The sequence below is a fragment of the Sphingorhabdus sp. EL138 genome, assembly GCF_945890115.1.
Lineage (GTDB): Bacteria > Pseudomonadota > Alphaproteobacteria > Sphingomonadales > Sphingomonadaceae > Sphingorhabdus_B.
Window position 1 is genome coordinate 85,777 of sequence record NZ_CAMDCK010000005.1, and the last position, 17,391, is coordinate 103,167.

Sequence of the window (17,391 nt, forward strand, 5' to 3'; positions counted from 1 at the left end):
AGGTCCTGACCCTAACCCTTTTTACCTTGCGCAATCACATACCATTCTACCGAGCCCTTGCGGCTTGCGGGTGGCTTTGCATGTTTCACCGTAGTGAAGTTCGTTTTCAGAATGCTCAGCATCGCTGGGTCGGTACCGCCTGCAAACACCTTCGCAACAAAATCACCACCAGGCAACAGTACCTTGATCGCAAAATCCACGGCTGCCTCAACTAAGCCCATGGTGCGCAAATGGTCGGTCTGCTTATGCCCGACGGTGTTGGCCGCCATGTCTGACAAGATCAGGTCCGGCGCACTCCCAAGTTCGGCGATCAACCGATCTGGCGCGCTGTCATGCATGAAGTCCATCTCCAGCAGAATAACCCCCTCAAGAGGGTCGACTGGCAATAGGTCAATCCCAACAATTGCTGCCTTTGGTTGCTGCCGACGCACCACCTGCGCCCATCCGCCGGGTGCAACGCCCAGATCGACAACTGCCTTTTTACCGCGCAGGATATGGAATTTTTCGTCGAGCTCAACGAGCTTATAGGCCGCACGGCTGCGATAACCTTCGCCATGCGCGCGCTTCACATACGGGTCATTCAACTGCCGCTCAAGCCAACGGGTCGACCCGGCCGTCCGCCGTTTTGCCGTTTTGACTTTCTGCTTGCCGGCCAGTGTCCGGCCCGAATTTTTGCCACCGAAAAGATTATCTGCCATGTCTCAATTCCGCCGATTACGGCGCTTGGCGTCGCTCGCCATCAGCGCACGCAATATACCTTCGCGAATGCCGCGATCTGCCACGCCTAGCCGTTCGCCGGGCCATATGTCGAAAATGGATTCCAGTATCGCACAACCAGCCACCACCAAATCGGCCCGCTCATGGCCAATGGTCGGAAACTCTGCGCGTCCGGCAATGTTGCGATGCGCCAGCTCGCGGCTGATATCACGCATAGCAGAAGTCTGCAGACGCAAGCCGTCCACGGCGCGCCGGTCATAGCTGTTCAGCTTCAGATAGACGCTGGCAAGCGTTGTGACAGTCCCAGATGTCCCCAACAGCCGCCGATCGCCTCCGTCTTCGGGCAAACGGGCCGCAAAGTCGGCAAAACTGGCCATGACTTTGTCGCGCATGGATTGATAGCTTGCCTTCAACTGCTCCGGACTGTCGCCCTCCGCGCGTTCGCTTTCCGTAAGCGAAACGACGCCCCAAGGCACGCTCACCCAATCAAGAATTTCCGGAATGACATTGCGCGTCGACACAAGAACCAGCTCGGTCGACCCCCCGCCAATATCAAAAATAAGCGCTGGCCCGTCGCCATCTTCCAAAAGAGCGTGACAGCCCATAACCGCCAGCCGTGCCTCTTCCTTTGGACTGATGATGTCGAGGTGGATGCCGGTCTCCCGTTTTACCCGCTCAATAAACTGAGCCCCGTTCACTGCCTGACGGCAGGCCTCAGTCGCAACAGATCGGGCAAGCACCACATTACGTTTTTTTAGCTTTTCCGCACACACAGTCAGCGCTTCAACCGCACGGTCCATGGCCGCCTCGCTCATGCGGCCAGTGGCGGTCATCCCCTCACCTAACCGAACCACGCGCGAAAACGCGTCCACAACCGTGAAATCATCGCCACCTGCCCGCGCGATCAGTAACCGGCAATTGTTGGTGCCAAGGTCAAGCGCCGCATAAGCGGTTCGCTCAAGCCAATTTCGACGCAACGCAACTATGTCACCCTGCGGCCTGCCGTTGCTAGCCGAAGTCGGGGCGTTCGCAGTGTCGGGACGCGCTGCGCCCTTGGCCGTAGCCTGCTGCAGCGTTGCAGCCTTGGGCGCCGCATTTTTGTGACGGGACGGCTTTTTACGTTTTCGTCCGCGTCCTTTTTGCGGCGATGGCGCGACATTTTCGCCCATGACCGATAACTCACTTCTTATTTTCTATCCGGTCGAATGTGCCGCCGGTACCTGAAACCGATGCTACGCGCAGAGAGACAAAGTTTCAACATTTTTGAACGTTCCTATGCAACGGCCCGATTCAGCGGGTTGACCGAACATAGCCGCGGGCATATACGCCCACCCCTTGCTCCCCGGTCGTCTAACGGTAAGACTACGGACTCTGACTCCGTCTATTGAGGTTCGAATCCTTACCGGGGAACCAATGTAACACACGTATTTAAATGTGTTTTTTCCAGCAGTCATTAAATCGTTGCGTGATTGTAGCACCGATGAACGGAACGATATCGGGCGAACACTGTTCGCCGCACCATCGGGCGACAAGGCGCAATTTAACATTAGCTAGAAAACAGGGCGTTTATGGATTCCAGCTCGAGTGAACGCATTTGGTGACGCATGCCGCCGCCCGCCGTGGTAATTTCTTCGGACTGCGCTCTCATGGAACATTTGTGACAAAGAGGTTAATTGTTTATTCATAAATATGACACGGTTCTGACACTACACTTTGGTTAATCAATGCAATGGCCTTCTAGGCTATTGGGATTCTCTTGTGCGTTGGTCTATTGTCATACCTGTTTATAATGAGGCAAATTTTTTGCCACAGACTTTGCGGTCGATTATTGCGCAAACAACAGCGTTTGATTTGATCATTGTCGACAATGGTTCGACCGACGGCTGCATCGATAACGCACGCGTCCAGCTCGCTGATTATCAAGGCAACGTGACCTTCTTACAAGAACCCCGGCCGGGTCAGGTCTATGCTTTGCAGACCGGAATCGCCGCAGTTGAGACAGAATTTACGGCGATTTGTGACGCCGATACTTACTATCCACCGCATTATCTATCTGCCGCGACGCTGCTATTTGACACAAAGGGCGCGGAATATGTCGCCGCATGTGCCTATCTTCGCCGTGAACCATTTTTTGCGGGCTTGGGGAGCATGATGCACCGCTTGCTCGTGGCGCGCATCTTGCCACATCAAAACCATACCAGCGGGGCTGCGCAGACCTTCCGAACATCAGCATTACGGGCGGTAGGGGGTTATGATCCTTCCTTGTGGCCGTATGTTTTAAAAGATCATGAGCTGATGCACCGCGTGCTGAAACTGGGCCGTCAAATCTATCATTCGAAATTTTGGTGCACGACATCAGATCGTCGCGCTGATCGCAGCAATGTGCGTTGGACGCTGGCTGAACGTTTGATGTACCATTTGACACCGCGGTCACGGCAGCATGACTTCTTCTACAGGTTTTTGGCCAACAGGTTCGATGCACGTGGGCAGCGCGATACCGTTCTGCGTGAACGCCACTGGGTTGTCGCGTGACATTGACCGCTACACCCTTTGCGCATCTCGATTTGCCAGCGTTAAAGACTGAGCCAAAGCTTTGGTCGATCTGGTTGACGCGTATCCTGTCCGGTGCTGTGCTGATCGCCCTCGTGCTCCAACTTGGCCAGATCGACGCCAAGCAGTTGCACAACGCATTACCGCATAATTTATGGTTTCTGCCGGTTTTGCTCGCATTATATTGTGCTCTTCCCGTTGCTGATTGGATCATATTTCGACGTCTCTGGGCCCTGCCAGCGTCGGGATTTTTTATCCTTCTTGCCAAACGTATCGGTAATGAAGTGCTCATATCCTATGCAGGCGAAGTCTATTTTTATCTATGGGCTCGTAAACGCACGGATTTAAGCGCAGCGCCCTTTGGGGCCATTAAGGACGTAAACATTCTCTCTGCCTTGGCAGCGAATCTCGTCGCGTTGCTGTTGTTGGTTCTGACTTATCCATTTTTGTCGCAACTACGTCTTGGCGCCTATACTGACGCATCAGTCCTATGCGCCGCTGCCATGTTGTTGACGTCATTCCTGATATTGTTCTTTTCGCGCCGTGTATTCACGCTTGAGCGTCCGCAATTATGGTGGATTTTTGGAGTCCACATTCTTCGTTTATCGGCAGGCGTGCTTTTGTGTGCCTTATTATGGTTCATAATTTTACCAGGACCGCATTTTGCCTTTTGGCTGGTCTTGTCGATGATCCGGCTACTGGTCGGACGGTTACCATTTTTGCCCAACAAGGAAGCCCTTTTTGCTGTCATCGCGGTATTCTTAGTCGGCCAAGACAGCGCGGTTTCAACGCTGATAACGCTTACAGCGACCACAATCTTGGCACTGCATATATTGGTTGCCGCAATGTTGGGAGCATCGGCGCTGCTTTTCCGAAATCGAGACATATTTCCCGAAATGGGCAAATCGTTATGAAGTATATATCGGCCCTCGCAATCATCGGCGTGTCTATTTCTGCACATGCTAGCGTGCCACCTAAGGCTGAACGCGGACGACAAGGCGCCGATTGCCGGTTGGCAGAAACAGGGCCTGCGGTTAATGTCAGCGTTATCGGTTTAAAGGACCGCAAAGGTAAGCTCATCTTGGAGCTTTACCCCGACAATGATGCTGATTTGCTTCAAAGCGACAAGCTATTGATTGCGGCTGGCAAACCCTTTCGGCGCGTGCCGATGGCTGTCCCGAGCGCCGGACCTGTATCGATATGCATGCGCGCGCCAGCCCCAGGACGATACGCGTTGGTTATCCTGCATGACCGCGATGACAACGGAAAATTTGGTCTATCGGGTGATGGCGTCGGGTTTGCCAACAACCCCAAGCTGGGCTTGCGTAAGCCTAAAGCAACGGCCGTTGCACTTGCGCTTGGACCGGGTGTGCGGTCCATCTCGATTGTCATGAATTATCGGCAGGGTATTGGCGTTGGGCCAATCAAAAGCCAAACGGCGGAGGGCCAGCCGTGAAAATCGTCGATGTCTGCGAATTTTACGCGCCTGAAGGTGGCGGCGTTCGGACCTATATCCATGCAAAGCTCGCATTTGGTGCGCGCCTTGGACATGCCATAACCGTGATTGCCCCTGGCAATAGAGACGAAGTGGTTGAATATGGAAACGGGTGCCGGATCATCTACATAAAAGCGCCGCCCCTGCCTTTTGACAAAAAATATGGCATGTTCTGGGACGCGGCCCCGGTTCACGCCATTTTGGACGCAGAACAACCCGATGTGCTGGAGGCATCGTCCCCATGGCGCGGGGCATGGATTGCCCGCAGTTGGCAGGGCAAGGCGCTGCGATCAATATTCATGCATCATGATCCGTTGTCGGCATGGGCCTATCGCTGGTTCGATGGCGTTGCCTCACGCGATGCCATTGATAGGCAGTTTGAATGGTTCTGGCGTTATCTCCGGCGCATGTGCAACAGCTTCGATTACACCATATGTGCGTCGCCCAGCCTTCAGCATAGGCTGGCCAAGGGCGGCATCTATGGTGCCGTCAACATCCCCATGGGCGTGGATGCAGGTGTTTTCTCGCCCGCTAGAAGACATATGTCCGTGCGGCGCGACCTGTTGGCCCGTTGCAACTTACCCGACACGGCGACATTATTGTTAGGTATTGGTCGCCATACACCTGAAAAACGCTGGCCCTGTGTCATTGACGCGGTGGCCCGGGTGGCCGCTAAACGGCCAGTGGGCTTAGTGTTGATAGGCAATGGGCATCAACAGGCGTCAATCATTGAGCATGTAGATGGTAACCCGCATATCCAGTTGCTTGAACCTGTCCGCAATCGCACGGCGCTGGCAACCATAATGGCCAGTTGCGATGCGCTGGTGCATGGGTCATCTGCTGAGACATTCGGACTGGTCGCCTCGGAGGCGCTGGCTTCAGGGCTGCCTTTGCTACTCCCTAATGCGGGCGCAGTCGCAGATATTGCACATCCTGATTTCAGCGAAACTTATGTACCGGGGAACGCGCATGATGCTGCACTCGCGCTCATACGACTTTTGGATCGCGATCAACATCAGCTTCGGTCTGCTGCGCACCACGCCGCTTTAACCGCACGCACACTCGACGAGCACTTTACTGAACTATTCCTGACATACGCCAACGCCATTTCAGAAAAACGAGAGGCAGCATAATGACCGCAATCTTGCGCATGTACCACCAAGTAGCAGTAGTCCCGACGCGGGGCACAAGGCGACGGTTGAACCAGATCGTACGCTACCCAAAACCTTTATGGTATTACCTCTTGCGCTTTGCGTTCCGCAACAGTCAAAAATAAGCAAGAATGGATGTTAGCGTGACCGCGAAGGTCTAACCCGCAACCTGTCAGACCCGCGGACCGCATCGGGACGCCTCCGCCCGCTATTCGCTTCTCAACGCCTCAATCGGCGATAGCCGCGATGCCCTGATGGCGGGATAGCCGCCGAAAACCAGACCGATCACTGCAGAAAAAGCGACCGCCATTATCGCCGTATCAAGGCCGATTGGCGCGGGGAATTCGGCTACCCGCTCGAAAATCGAGGCGGCCAATATGGCCAGCGACAGCCCAATTGCCCCGCCGATCACGCACAATACGGCTGCCTCCACCAGAAACTGGTTGCGAATATCGCTGCGTTTTGCGCCCAACGCCATGCGCAGCCCGATTTCACGGGTGCGTTCTGTGACGCTGACGAGCATGATGTTCATGATACCAATCCCGCCGACCAGCAGCGAAATCGATGCAATGGCGACAAGTACGGCCTGAAATATTTGCGTTACTTCGCCCGTGGTTTCGGCAATTTCGGTTGTCGTGCGCACGGTGAAGGGGTTGATCTTGCCTTTCGCCACGCGGTACCGGTCGCGCAACAAACGCTCTATTTCCTTTTGCCCCGAAAGCAGCGAATCTTCATCCTCAAAACCGACAAAGATCAACGTCACATCGTCGGGGCCCTGTGTAGCGGTGGTCAATAAACGTTGGCGTAACGTCGTTATCGGCACGACAATTTGGTCGTCATTATCATTGCCCAAATTGCTGCCCTTGCTTTCCAGAAGACCGATGACAGTGAAGGGCACGCGGTTAATCCGAATGGTTTCACCAACCGGACTTGTTTCGGGGAACAGCTTATTAGCGACGGTTTCGCCAATAACGGCAACGCGCGCCGCCGAACCAATGTCGCTTTGCGTTAGAAACCGGCCTTCAGATGCTGTGATATTGGAGACTATGCCATATTCAGGGGTCGCGCCGGTTGCCTGCGTCGTTGCACTTCGTCCCGGCGTCACAATCTGGACACTACTGCGGATTTGCGGAGCGACCGCGCTGACGCCCGATACCTCACGCAGAATTGCCTGACCGTCGCGCTCGGTCAATCTGCCGCGATCACTTGGTCGTGGGGGACCACTGCCGCTATCGGGCTGCGGCACCACAATGGCCATGTTCGACCCCAAAGTCGCGATTTGCTGCGACACCGAAACCTGCGCGCCGTTCCCGACTGCAACGGCCAATATCACCGAGAATACCCCAATCATCACGCCCAAAGTGGTCAGGATTGAACGCATCAAATTGGTGCGCAGCGCCGTCAGCGCAATCGCGACATTCACGCCCCACCCGGCAAACGACGTGAGCACATCTTTCATGCCGCACTGGCCCTGCGGCGCGACTTAACCGCCGCATCTTCAATCACCTGCCCGTCGCGAAAGACAATCCGCCGCGCGGCATATTCGGCAATATCGGGTTCGTGGGTGACGAGCACAACGGTTATGCCGTCATCATTCAATTTCTGAAAAATGCCCATAATGTCCAAGGATGTTTGGGTGTCCAATGCGCCCGTTGGCTCGTCCGCCAGCAGCATCAGCGGGTCTGTGACCAAGGCCCGCGCGATGGCCACACGCTGTTGCTGCCCACCCGAAAGCTTGGCAGGGGTGTTCTGCAGGCGGTTGGCAAGGCCCATGGCCTCCAGCCTGTCCTGAGCGCGCCTGCGCCGCTCGGCATAGCCAATCCCAGCATAGATAAGCGGCACCGCGACATTATCGAGCGCGCTGGTCCGTGCGAGCAGATTGAACTGCTGAAACACGAAACCGATCTTGCGGTTGCGTATTTCGGCCAGCGCATCGCTATCCAGCGTTTTGGTATCGATCCCGTCCAACAACAATGTGCCTGATGTCGGAATGTCCAAGCAACCGATCATGTTCATGAAGGTCGATTTGCCCGACCCGCTTGCCCCCATGATCGCGACAAATTCGCCACGCGAAATAGACAGCGAGACATTGTTGACCGCATGAACAATTTCGCCGCCAATCGCATAATCCTTGACCAGATTATGCGTTTCAAGAAGCGGCGTTGTCATCTTCATCCGCGCTTTCGTCGGTTTCTTTCTTGGGCTTCAGCGATTTTGTCCGCACCAGTATCTTATCACCGGTCTTTAGGCCCGAAACGACCTCCGTATATTCCTCCCCCTGCAACCCCGTCCGAATAACTCTCCGCACAGGTCGGTATGCATCGTCGCCGACCAGATATACTTTGGGGCGGACGATTGCCTTTTTGTCCGAAGTCGAAGCCGCTTTTTCCGCCATAGCCTGTGGCCGGTCGGCCAGGCGCGGCCGAAACCGCATCGCGTTGGTTGGCACCCGCGTGACATTGGTTCGGACATCGGTGATGATTTCGACATTGGCTGTCATGCCTGGCAACAGCTTTCCATTCACATTATCGACGTCAATAATCACGAGGTAACTGACGACATTTTGGGCCTCTACGGGCGCTTGCCGCACTTGCCGGACCTTTGCCTTGAACACATCATCGGGATAGCTGTCGACGGTGAAGCTGACCATCTGCCCCGCTTGCACTTGCCCGATATCGGCTTCATCGACCGATGCCTCAACCTGCATCTTCGTTGTATCTGCGGCGATTTCGAACAGGTTCGGCGTCTGAAAACTTGCCGCAACGGTTGTGCCCGGTTCGACCAATTTGTTGATGATCACCCCGCTAGCCGGCGCGACGATAACGGTCCGGTTAAGGTCAAGCGTCGCCGACGACAGCTCGGCATTGCCCTGCCGGATCTGCGCACCGCCGCTTTGCGTTTGCGCCAAGGCGACCTGCAAGGCATTGCGCGCGCTATTCAACTTGCTCTGCGCGATATCAAGACCCGCCTTTGACACAAAGCCGCGTTCTGCCAGCGCCTTTTGCCTATCAAAATCGCGTTCTTGAATTTCCAACTCCGCCCGCGCCCGCGCCACATTGGCCGCCGTCTGTTGCAGATTGGCGCGCGCCACGGCCACCTGCGCCTCGGACTGTTCCACCCGAGCGCGCACCCGCGTCGGGTCGATTTCGGCCAATATTTGCCCTGCCCGCACGCGTGAGTTGAAATCGACATATACTTTGGTGATTTGCCCCGAAACTTCAGCTCCGACCTTAATCGTGTTCAAGGCGCGCACTTTACCGCTGGCCGAAACCTTGCGAACGACATCACCGCGCGTCACAGCCTCGCTGATATATGCATAATCAGGCGGCGTCGGACGAACGGTCCGGTACACGACAAAAAGCAACAGCAGCGCAATCAACACCGACCATATCGGATGGCGTTTCGTCCATGAAATGAAGGTAGTTAGCATATCACCCCGTCCGGTGCCCTTGGTTCGAACCCGCTGTATCTTGAGTTATGGAGGCTGGCTAGCGGTTATGTGGGGTATTTGTGCGGACGGGCGGGTCATATCCGCCATCCTCCAAAGCTATTTCGGGGATGACGCACTTGTCACCGGAATTCGCCGAAATTTCCATAGGAATCCAGTAAACCGAATCACGCATGCTAGACAAAGTTCCGATGGCCGCATAAACAAAAATAAATGGCGTCCGACGGCTTGCTGGCGGCCCAAAGGAGCATTGAGAATGTTTAGAAAGCGAAAGCCAATTGTTGGCAAATTCAAGGTACGCTCGCTGGAAAGCATCGGCACCGATGAGCGAGACTATGACATAGGCGTGGTCAGGATATGCGGAAGTTTGCTCGCGAAACTTGGAGGTCGTAATGTGCTGGTGAAGGTTTCGGTTGCTGGCCTATCCGGTCGGAAAAAATCTTTAATCAGAATTGTGCGGGCGTCCACTGGATCTAATGCCCTAAAAAATAATGAAATTGCTCTACAATACGACGACAGAGAGTTGCTCGGCATCAGATCATTCGAAAGCGAGTATGACATCGTGATCGAACGAGTTTTTCAATTGATAAGCCAGCCGAGTTTTTTGTGGAACCATACCTCCCCATTAGTAAGGATGAACGCTGCTTTTACAGTAGTCCTAACTCTCATGGGAACAGCTTTAGGGTTTTTCCTCGGGTGCCTCTCATCCATAAATGGAGTGATTAATTAGAATTACAGTAACAGGTGCGTCATCCCCTAAATAGCTTTCGCTTGAAATGTAGGATTTGTTCTGAGATTCTGTGAGCTACGCCCGCATTTGGTGCGCGACTGGCTCTTTGAATGTGTTGAACCCCAGCCCGGCTTTTGGACCCGGTAAGCAAACGTCGCAAAGTTGCGGTAAGTTTACAGAAATACCGCGTTTTGGGTATATGTTTGTAAACTTAGGCACGGCAAAGATACGGAATTACCGTGACCATTGCGTAACCCCCTTAACTAACCCGTTCAGCAAAAAATGCCGTCGCACCAGCGAAGGCTGGTGCCCATCACGTGTGTCTGGCTAGATCGACAGGCGCGATAGGCCCCAGCCTGCGCTGGGGCGACGGGTGCTGCATCAATTCTCGGGACAATTCCGGTAACTTGTGCCATCCCCAGAAAACTGGTCAGGCAAGCCCTCCCACATCATTTACCTGCCATTCCCCAAAAACAAGGCGGGCTTTTGACGATAAAAGAAATGACCCTATTGTAAATTGCTCCATTGCCGTGAAAGAGCGCCCTGAATTATGGAGTAAATAATGGCTTTTTCGACTGTTACGGTTTTAACCACGCATCATTGGAACAAGGGACTGTTTTCCTTTTCGGTGTCGCGGCCTGCCTCATTTCGCTTTGTCAGCGGTCAATTCGTCATGCTTGGCTTGATGGTCAATGATAAGCCGTTAATGCGTGCCTATTCCATGGCTTCGCCATTTTGGGATGAATCGCTGGAGTTTTTAAGCATCATTGTTCCAGATGGTCCGCTGACCAGCTTATTGTGTAAAATCCAACCCGGCGACGAAATCCTGTTGGGGGCCAAGCCAACCGGCACGCTGACGCTCGACGCGTTGTTGCCCGGTAAGCGGCTGCATTTGATCGGAACCGGAACGGGATTGGCCCCATGGATGTCGATCATTCGCGATCCTGAAGCCTATGAGCGTTACGAAAAGATTACCGTTCAGCACACCGTGCGGCAGGTCGAGGATCTGGCCTTTCACGATGCGCTGGTATCGCAACTCGCGGATGACCCGCTGGTTGCCGCCGAGGCAAAGCTGCAGCTATTCTATGACCCGTCCGTCACGAAAAGTCCGACTTGGACGGGGGAAAATCGTCGCATCACGCAGAGAATTGAAATCGGGGATTATAAACTTGATCCGGAATTCGACCGCGTCATGCTCTGCGGCAGCATGGCAATGATCAAGGAAACAGGGGCGTTGTTGGAAAGCCTTGGTTTCACCGAAGGCGCACAATCGCACCCCGGCACTTATGTTCTGGAACGCGCCTTTGTTGGCTGACGATAGGCAGGGATGCTTACGCGACCGCCGCTTCCGCCAAGGGCAGTTCAATTGTGAAACGCGCGCCGTTTCGGCTAGATCTCGCGCGGATGACGCCGCCCAGATCGGACACAATGCCATAGCTGATCGATAGACCAAGACCCGTTCCGTCTTTCGGCGCCTTTGTGGTGTAGAATGGATCAAATATTTTGCGAAGGACACCGGCAGGAATTCCTGCGCCATTATCGTCTACGGTAATGACGGCAAGCTGATTGCGGCGCGTGACTGTGATTTTGATTCTGCCTTCGGCAGCACTGCTGCTGCCATAGCGTGCCCTGATCGCGTCATTTGCATTCAGCAGCAGGTTCAACAACACTTGCTCCAACAAGACCGGCAGTGCTCGGACATGCACTTCGCCCTTGTCAGTGACCTCAACTTGCGTGCCATCAAGTTCAAGCTGGGGTGACGCCATCATAACGACCGCATCAACAGTTGCCTTAACATTTATGGGGTAAGGCGATTCTTTGGGTATGCGTCCAAATATCCGCATTTGCAGCAAAATCGCGGACGCCCGTTCAACCTGTGCCAATATATTTTCAAGCTTCGGCAGAAAACGGTCGGCATCCATACGGCCGCGCACCGCATTTTCGCGCAAGTTAGACACGGCCATTTTGATGAAGTTCAATGGTTGGTTCAATTCATGCGCTGTGCCGGAAATCATCCGTCCCAAGCTCGCCATTTTATCGGCCTGCAAAAGCTGCTCTGCAGCAGCTTTTCGCTCGGATATGTCAATGATGACCCCAACCGCTTCAATCGCGTCTGAATGTGGATTGGCCTCCACAGACAGGGTATCATAAATCCAGACATAATGTCCGTCCTTGTGCCGCAACCGATATTCCACACTTACGACTTTGCCAGCTTCAAGTCCCGCAAACGCCTCGGCGCAAGCTTGATAGTCCTCAGGATGGATCGCATGGCTCCACCATCCGGGATCTATTGCATCAGCGGGCGAATAACCCAGAATATCTTCCAACGACTCGCTGACATATACAAGCGATCCTCTCGTTCCATCTACAACGTCCAGCGCGTAAACGACGACGGGTGCATCCTGCGCGATGCTTTTTAAGCGACGCTGATATCTGGCGAGCGCACCGCGCTCTCGACCAAATGTTGTAATTGCGAAAGCAATCATTCCGGAAATATCTTGCACTTCCTCGATGAGCTGACCAACCTCACGATTCTGGGGCATGCCAGCATCGGCAAGATCGGCAGCGGATTGCAGGAGCTGCCTCATCGCCTGCGACATTTTTTGGCTGAGCACAGCGGCAACAAGGGTTATCAAAAATACGAAATATATCAGGGCAGTGAACAGTTGCAGTTGATCCATGCGCGCTTTGGAAACCGCCGGCGCCAATGGGGCGACCGCAAATATTTGCCATTCAGGTAACTCGGCTACCCTAGCTGACCGCAGGATATAGGCATTGCGCCAATTCGTCATAACGGGATCGCCATATCCAGTGCCAGGTAAAAGCACGGGCGATTGCAAAGAGATCACGCGTTGTTCCTGCGACAGCGATTTAACCTGATCGCCCAGCACTTCTGTGACCTGCGTTAGTGGGAATGTCCCCTGCAGTGGACTGACCAGAAAAACACCATAGCTCGATTGCTCCCCGCGACCAGCGATCAGCGTGTCCAATAGTTTGTCGCGCAATTGGGCAACAATAATCCCCGCTTTGCCATCGGCGCTGAATGGGACAATAATTGCGAAGTGCCGGCTGTTCCTTGTTCGTTGCGACGACGATGTTACAAGGCGCACTCCGTATCTACCCAATATGCTACTTTGGCTCGAACTCTCGGTAACCAAGCGCATTTTTTCGCCGCTGGATTGCGCAGACCATTGAATTTTGCGGCCATTACCAATGATCGTGATGTGATCGAATTCGGGCGAAAGCTCATCAAAAAATGCCTGCCTTGGAGCGGGACCCTTTTGAAATTGTTCTTCCGCATGCATCCGCAGAACCACGCTGCGCGACTGAACCCAGCTATTGAGTGCAACACCACTCACCAATAGCCGATTTTCGAGGGTACCGCCAACATCCTTACGCGCCGTCTGTTCGCTGTTGGGCGCGTCGAGTACCAGATAAAAAGCTGTAGGGATTAGAATGATGGCCATTAGCACAGTGATAACTGCGCTTTCCAACTTCACCCTTGGCCAATTTACGAATTTACGCATCGGATTAAATCCGATGAGAGCCGCGTAAATCAGTTCGCCGATGACAACATTTAATATGCCATTTGCGGCCTGTTTAATCACCACTAGCGAGAGCGATAGCTCGTCTATCTTGATTATGTCGCTGTAGGTCAGAAACAGCATTGGTGCAGCGAGAATGGCCCAGAAAATCACATCACTTTGAACCGGTGCGTTTCGCCGACAAATGACCGCGATAAAAATGGCCTCGAAGACCCAGAGCAGCCATGCCCACGGATGATTCCACAGAATTAAGGTCCACAGGCCCGAAATGGATATAGCCAGCACTATCGATTGCGGCGCAAGTACGCGTATAAAAGCAAAGATGATCGCGTTACCGAACACGAATTGCATGCCCCACCCGAGTGGCAACTCAAAGAAATTTAGAAGAAAACCCGCCAGCCCCAGCAGCATAGCCGCAAGCAGCTCATGCCGATGCATTTTGGGCCACGCCAGATTCTTGAGCGCCAATTTCACGGACGTACCAGTGCAAAACGGATAGCGGCAATAAGCGCGTCGGTATCGGCTGGCTTTAGGAACACGGGTACATCGGCGATATCGGAAACCATTTGTGTACTTGCATCACCCGTCAGGATGATAAACCCAACATGGCGTTCCGCAGGAAGCGCCGCGCGCAATTTCCGTATCAGGCTAGCGCCATCAATCTTTGCCATGCGCAGATCGGTAACAACGACCCCGATCTCCGGCGTGTTTAAAACGCGTTCATACGCTTCGACCGGGTCAGCCGATGTGAAGGCTGCAAAGCCGGCAAACTCAAGAAATTCTTGATACTCGGGGAGAACATCCTGTTCATCATCAATTAAAAGCACATGTGACTGAGGTATCTCAGAAGAGGCCCCTGCATTGTCACTCGATACATTCATGCGTTAAACTTTACGGTATTTCTGTTATAATTTACGGTCACATAGCCGATTTCATACGCCTTTACACTACAAACCTTTGCACCCCATTTTTGTCATTCCTCACAAGCGCTCCGGGCAGCGAACCGTTGCTTCCAGCAATCTCTGCTCCCCACTGTATTAGGGTCAGGACCACATACGCCCATCGGTGATATGGCGGTTACCGTCTCATATTCGCGCTATTGGGGCAGATGTTCATCTGCATTAGGCGCGGTCGCACCGAACTGCCAAATGATCATGTTTTCATACATCATGTAAGGATGCAGCGCGACCGACGCAAAAGAAGCTTGGTTAGGTGCATCCGGAAACATCTGCGGCTCCAAGGCGATAGCGTCGCCCCTATAATAGCTTTTGCCAGCCTTGCCGATGGTGGAACCATCGAAAAAATTTCCGGAATAGAATTGCAAGCCAGGTTGATTGGACAGCAACCGCGTTGCCCCCATCATTGGCAGGAACCAGATATTCTTTGCCGTCCAACGTGAAGCGCGCGTCGGCGATGCCATTGGCGACGCGCCCGATCGTAGAACCGAAATAATGCGGCTGCGCCACATAGGCGTCCCGCGTATCATAGCCAGTCGTAACATCCGCAAATCGGCCTTGCGCATCGGGCACGTAAACCGACTGTATGGCAGCACCATAGCCGATGATACGCACCCGCATGCCGTTTGCGTTTACGAATGTAATCGTTTCAACGCTTTCTCCGTTGGCGAGCGTCCCGAAAAATTCTCTGCTAAGCTTCGGCCGCGTCAGAATGCATCCTTTTCATCCAAGCGCTTTTCCGCGGCACGAAAGCCCCTGATTTTGTCAGGCAACCCGCGTCGGTGGTCCTTTGAACCCAGTTAAGGCGCCCTACCCCGGTACTTCGCTGTTATCGTAGCGCATTTCAAGATAACGCCCACGCACCGCGAGCTTATCCAGCTCTCCGCGCGAAATTTGCCCGGTCATAGTCTCTATTTCGCGATCTATGGTTTTCAGCCCGTCCACAAGCTGCTGCGCTGGTGTCTTCCCCGCATGCTCTTTGTGTTTCAGGCTGTCGGGGATTTTCGTATAGCCGTTAATGAGTTCGGGCAGATGTTCGCCCACAAGCTTCCGCACTTCACGCGCCGCCGGATCGTTTTCATCCAATGTCTGCAATACTGGCGCAAGCTGGTCCAACCGTAAGCCGATATCTTGCATCAACGTTACTGCGGGTGCTGGGAGAGCCGGACGCTGCGCCTCCAACCAGATTTCCGTCTTGCCAGCCAAAGTTGCGAGATCCGTAACACGCAGGCTTTCCGCCGTGGGCATGGGCATTTCGGGATAGCGCATCAGCACATATACCGCCGCCGCGCCAAGTATGCCGGTGATCATCACGCCCCAAAAACCGATGCCATCGATAATCGCACCAAATATACCTGCGCCGATCAACACCACCCCTACTGCGATCACAGCCTTGCTCAGCTTGCCCCAAAAATGCGCACGGCGCAGCGCCTGCGATTTGGAGCCAATTGGTTTCATCCGCACATTGCGCAACGACCGCGCAGCCGCGTTCAGGGTCTCGTTTGAGTTGGATGCGGGGCTATTCACGGGCTTCCCTAAACTGTTTCAAACCAAGCATCACCCCTCCAAAGCCGCAAGCAAACCGCTGTCCTGCGTATCCTTTACCGCCTGCGCCTGACCTTCGGCGCGGGCGATATAGCCCTTGGACTTTTCGACTTCTTTCTCAAGCGCGTCCGATGTCTGCTTCATGCTGTCTAGCGCCTTCAGCTTGAACGTATCGATAGCGTCCATCGTGTCATAGATATTCTGGAATGCGCGGCTTAATGTTTCCAGCGGAATAGTTGCACCTGCCGCTTGTTCATGAATGCGCCCCGTATTGTCGCGCAGTAATTTGCCAGTGCTATCGATGATATTGGCGGTCGTTGTGTTCAATGAAGTGATTTGGTCCAATACCAGTTTTTGGTTGGTCATGGCCTGTGCCACCGTCACGGCGGTCCGTAATGCACCAACAGTCGTGGTCGATGCGCGGTCAACGCCCTTTACCAACTCGACATTGTTCTTTTTCACCAGATCAAGCGCAAGATACCCCTGCACCGTCACAGCCATTTGCGTCAGTAAATCCTGCGTCCGCTGGCGCACATAGAATAATGCACTTTCCTTGATCGCGCGCGACTTGGCTGGGTCGGATAGCTCAAGTTCAGCGGCCTTTTCCTCGAGCTTTGCATCAAGCTGCTTTGACATGATGATCATCTGTTCCAGCTTGCCCATGGCAACCCACAGATTTTGACGTTCCACATCAATGGCAGCATTGTCCATCAATAGCTCGTCTTTGCCGTTGCCGAGACGCCCGAGGATCGCGCTGATATGCGTTTGCGAACTTTGATAGCTGTCGAAATAATTGCGTAATTTATTGCCAAAGGGGATGATGCCAAACAGCTTCTGCTTGGTCATCAAATTGCCCTTTTTGGAAGGGTCCAAATCTTCAACAACGCGGCGCAACTCGGCCAAATCTGCCCCAACGCCAGACTCGGCATCCATGCGGCGGATGGGTTTATCCAGAAAGCGGTTCGACTGCGCCGATGCCTCCATGATTTCCTTGCGTCCCATGTTCGTCAGTTGGTCAACCCGCTTGCCGAATTCAGGGCTGTTAACGTCCTGCGCAATCAGGTCAGCGACATAGACATCAACCCGCTGGGCCAGCTTAGTTTGCTGCTCATCCGTTACGGGAACCAGCCCCATAGCCTGTTGCGGGGTCACGGTCGGCACAGGGTCCGGCGGTGTCAGCTTCAGCTCTTGCAAGGTCTGGGTTGCGGTTTCAGTCGACATGGCCAAAAATCCCTCTGTCATTGGATATCACAA

At 53.9% G+C, this 17,391-nt stretch carries 17 protein-coding genes and 1 tRNA gene; 7 read left to right on the forward strand and 11 right to left on the reverse strand.

The window, feature by feature from the left end; all coding sequences use genetic code 11:
- Positions 1–11: 11 nt before the first annotated feature.
- Positions 12–698 (reverse strand): RlmE family RNA methyltransferase, encoded by a 687-nt coding sequence (locus Q0O07_RS03675; RefSeq protein ID WP_295490489.1) that lies wholly within the window; start codon positions 696–698, stop codon positions 12–14.
- Between the two features lie 3 nt (positions 699–701).
- Entirely contained in the window at positions 702–1,886 is a 1,185-nt protein-coding gene (locus Q0O07_RS03680; RefSeq protein ID WP_295490492.1) for a Ppx/GppA phosphatase family protein, read from the reverse strand.
- Between the two features lie 170 nt (positions 1,887–2,056).
- Here Q0O07_RS03680 and Q0O07_RS03685 point away from each other — a divergent pair.
- From Q0O07_RS03685 to Q0O07_RS03705, 5 genes are all read left to right on the forward strand, one after another.
- Positions 2,057–2,130, forward strand: a tRNA-Gln gene (locus tag Q0O07_RS03685).
- Between the two features lie 345 nt (positions 2,131–2,475).
- Positions 2,476–3,249 carry a glycosyltransferase family A protein gene (locus Q0O07_RS03690; RefSeq protein ID WP_295490494.1) on the forward strand — a complete coding sequence of 258 codons (774 nt, stop codon included), beginning with the start codon at positions 2,476–2,478 and terminating at the stop codon, positions 3,247–3,249.
- Positions 3,246–4,181 (forward strand): hypothetical protein, encoded by a 936-nt coding sequence (locus Q0O07_RS03695; RefSeq protein ID WP_295490497.1) that lies wholly within the window; start codon positions 3,246–3,248, stop codon positions 4,179–4,181. The genes Q0O07_RS03690 and Q0O07_RS03695 overlap by 4 nt, the downstream gene beginning before the upstream one ends.
- Positions 4,178–4,723 carry a DUF2141 domain-containing protein gene (locus tag Q0O07_RS03700; RefSeq protein WP_295490499.1) on the forward strand — a complete coding sequence of 182 codons (546 nt, stop codon included), beginning with the start codon at positions 4,178–4,180 and terminating at the stop codon, positions 4,721–4,723. The genes Q0O07_RS03695 and Q0O07_RS03700 overlap by 4 nt, the downstream gene beginning before the upstream one ends.
- Positions 4,720–5,895, forward strand: a complete 1,176-nt coding sequence (locus tag Q0O07_RS03705; protein WP_295490502.1) for a glycosyltransferase — start codon at positions 4,720–4,722, stop codon at positions 5,893–5,895. Before Q0O07_RS03700 ends, Q0O07_RS03705 begins: the two co-directional genes overlap by 4 nt.
- Before the next feature lie 226 nt (positions 5,896–6,121).
- On the opposite strand, the gene Q0O07_RS03710 is transcribed toward Q0O07_RS03705, so the two are convergent.
- Genes Q0O07_RS03710 through Q0O07_RS03720 form a run of 3 tightly spaced genes read right to left on the reverse strand, consistent with a single transcriptional unit; the run spans position 6,122 to position 9,343 of the window.
- On the reverse strand, positions 6,122–7,372 hold the full coding sequence (locus tag Q0O07_RS03710) for an ABC transporter permease (protein WP_295490505.1): 1,251 nt from the start codon (positions 7,370–7,372) through the stop codon (positions 6,122–6,124).
- Complete coding sequence (locus Q0O07_RS03715) at positions 7,369–8,082, reverse strand: ABC transporter ATP-binding protein (protein ID WP_295490508.1); 714 nt, start codon at positions 8,080–8,082, stop codon at positions 7,369–7,371. Before Q0O07_RS03715 ends, Q0O07_RS03710 begins: the two co-directional genes overlap by 4 nt.
- A complete protein-coding gene (locus Q0O07_RS03720; protein WP_295490511.1) occupies positions 8,063–9,343 on the reverse strand; it encodes an efflux RND transporter periplasmic adaptor subunit in 1,281 nt (426 codons plus the stop codon). Before Q0O07_RS03720 ends, Q0O07_RS03715 begins: the two co-directional genes overlap by 20 nt.
- A 274-nt stretch (positions 9,344–9,617) precedes the next feature.
- Between Q0O07_RS03720 and Q0O07_RS03725 the strand changes: the two genes are divergently transcribed.
- Positions 9,618–10,091: a hypothetical protein gene (locus tag Q0O07_RS03725; protein ID WP_295490514.1), complete on the forward strand. Its 474-nt coding sequence runs from the start codon at positions 9,618–9,620 to the stop codon at positions 10,089–10,091.
- 562 nt (positions 10,092–10,653) lie between these two features.
- Entirely contained in the window at positions 10,654–11,406 is a 753-nt protein-coding gene (locus Q0O07_RS03730; RefSeq protein ID WP_295490517.1) for a ferredoxin--NADP reductase, read from the forward strand.
- 16 nt (positions 11,407–11,422) lie between these two features.
- On the opposite strand, the gene Q0O07_RS03735 is transcribed toward Q0O07_RS03730, so the two are convergent.
- From Q0O07_RS03735 to Q0O07_RS03760, 6 genes are all read right to left on the reverse strand, one after another.
- Complete coding sequence (locus Q0O07_RS03735) at positions 11,423–13,987, reverse strand: ATP-binding protein (protein WP_295490520.1); 2,565 nt, start codon at positions 13,985–13,987, stop codon at positions 11,423–11,425.
- Positions 13,988–14,106: 119 nt separating this feature from the next.
- Positions 14,107–14,517, reverse strand: a complete 411-nt coding sequence (locus tag Q0O07_RS03740; protein ID WP_295490523.1) for a response regulator — start codon at positions 14,515–14,517, stop codon at positions 14,107–14,109.
- A 215-nt stretch (positions 14,518–14,732) separates the two neighbouring features.
- Positions 14,733–14,999 carry a hypothetical protein gene (locus Q0O07_RS03745; RefSeq protein ID WP_367271038.1) on the reverse strand — a complete coding sequence of 89 codons (267 nt, stop codon included), beginning with the start codon at positions 14,997–14,999 and terminating at the stop codon, positions 14,733–14,735.
- Complete coding sequence (locus tag Q0O07_RS03750) at positions 14,893–15,213, reverse strand: hypothetical protein (RefSeq protein ID WP_295490525.1); 321 nt, start codon at positions 15,211–15,213, stop codon at positions 14,893–14,895. Before Q0O07_RS03750 ends, Q0O07_RS03745 begins: the two co-directional genes overlap by 107 nt.
- A 189-nt stretch (positions 15,214–15,402) precedes the next feature.
- On the reverse strand, positions 15,403–16,119 hold the full coding sequence (locus tag Q0O07_RS03755; RefSeq protein WP_295490528.1) for a hypothetical protein: 717 nt from the start codon (positions 16,117–16,119) through the stop codon (positions 15,403–15,405).
- Between the two features lie 30 nt (positions 16,120–16,149).
- On the reverse strand, positions 16,150–17,358 hold the full coding sequence (locus Q0O07_RS03760) for a toxic anion resistance protein (protein ID WP_295490529.1): 1,209 nt from the start codon (positions 17,356–17,358) through the stop codon (positions 16,150–16,152).
- Positions 17,359–17,391: the final 33 nt, after the last annotated feature.

Coding starts and splice junctions, on each gene's coding strand:
- Q0O07_RS03760 (WP_295490529.1), bottom strand. CDS start 17,358: ATGTCGACTGAAACCGCAACCCAGACCTTGCAAGAGCTGAAGCTGACA.
- Q0O07_RS03740 (WP_295490523.1), bottom strand. CDS start 14,517: ATGAATGTATCGAGTGACAATGCAGGGGCCTCTTCTGAGATACCTCAG.
- Q0O07_RS03675 (WP_295490489.1), bottom strand. CDS start 698: ATGGCAGATAATCTTTTCGGTGGCAAAAATTCGGGCCGGACACTGGCC.
- Q0O07_RS03725 (WP_295490514.1), top strand. CDS start 9,618: ATGTTTAGAAAGCGAAAGCCAATTGTTGGCAAATTCAAGGTACGCTCG.
- Q0O07_RS03735 (WP_295490520.1), bottom strand. CDS start 13,987: ATGCAATTCGTGTTCGGTAACGCGATCATCTTTGCTTTTATACGCGTA.
- Q0O07_RS03745 (WP_367271038.1), bottom strand. CDS start 14,999: ATGATGGGGGCAACGCGGTTGCTGTCCAATCAACCTGGCTTGCAATTC.
- Q0O07_RS03710 (WP_295490505.1), bottom strand. CDS start 7,372: ATGAAAGATGTGCTCACGTCGTTTGCCGGGTGGGGCGTGAATGTCGCG.
- Q0O07_RS03730 (WP_295490517.1), top strand. CDS start 10,654: ATGGCTTTTTCGACTGTTACGGTTTTAACCACGCATCATTGGAACAAG.
- Q0O07_RS03715 (WP_295490508.1), bottom strand. CDS start 8,082: ATGACAACGCCGCTTCTTGAAACGCATAATCTGGTCAAGGATTATGCG.
- Q0O07_RS03720 (WP_295490511.1), bottom strand. CDS start 9,343: ATGCTAACTACCTTCATTTCATGGACGAAACGCCATCCGATATGGTCG.
- Q0O07_RS03680 (WP_295490492.1), bottom strand. CDS start 1,886: ATGGGCGAAAATGTCGCGCCATCGCCGCAAAAAGGACGCGGACGAAAA.
- Q0O07_RS03750 (WP_295490525.1), bottom strand. CDS start 15,213: ATGCGGGTGCGTATCATCGGCTATGGTGCTGCCATACAGTCGGTTTAC.
- Q0O07_RS03700 (WP_295490499.1), top strand. CDS start 4,178: ATGAAGTATATATCGGCCCTCGCAATCATCGGCGTGTCTATTTCTGCA.